Below are 465 nucleotides of genomic sequence, written 5' to 3'. Positions count from 1 at the left end.
CGCCGGCAGATGCTTCTCCTCGATCGTCTCGCCGGTCTTGACGATGACGGTCCCGTCCTGGGCCACCAGATCCTCGGCCGTGGCGCGGCCCAGGATGCGGATGGCGAGCGGGGCAACGACCTGGCCCGCATCCACGATGGCGCGCATGCGGATGCCGTTGGTGGTGCCGCAATCGGTCTCGCGGATGACGGCGTCCTGCGCCACGTCCACGAGACGACGGGTCAAGTAACCCGAATTCGCGGTCTTCAGCGCCGTGTCCGCGAGGCCCTTGCGGGCGCCGTGGGTGGAGTTGAAGTACTCGAGAACGTCGAGGCCTTCCTTGAAGTTCGAGATGATCGGCGTCTCGATGATCTCGCCCGAGGGCTTGGACATCAGGCCACGCATGGCGGCGAGCTGGCGCATCTGCTCGCGGGAGCCGCGGGCGCCGGAATTCGCCATCATGTAGACCGAGTTGACCTGCTTGTC

General features: G+C 66.5%; 1 pseudogene. It reads right to left on the bottom strand.

Annotated features, from left to right (window positions below):
- A pseudogene (locus CVH10_RS17430) lies at nt 1–465 on the bottom strand (DNA-directed RNA polymerase subunit beta'); the annotation flags it as partial.

Source organism: Halomonas sp. ND22Bw (assembly GCF_003011945.1).
Classification (GTDB): domain Bacteria; phylum Pseudomonadota; class Gammaproteobacteria; order Pseudomonadales; family Halomonadaceae; genus Halomonas; species Halomonas halophila.
The sequence above is the reverse complement of the archived record's forward strand: the minus strand, read 5'-3'. Positions and strand labels throughout refer to the sequence as shown.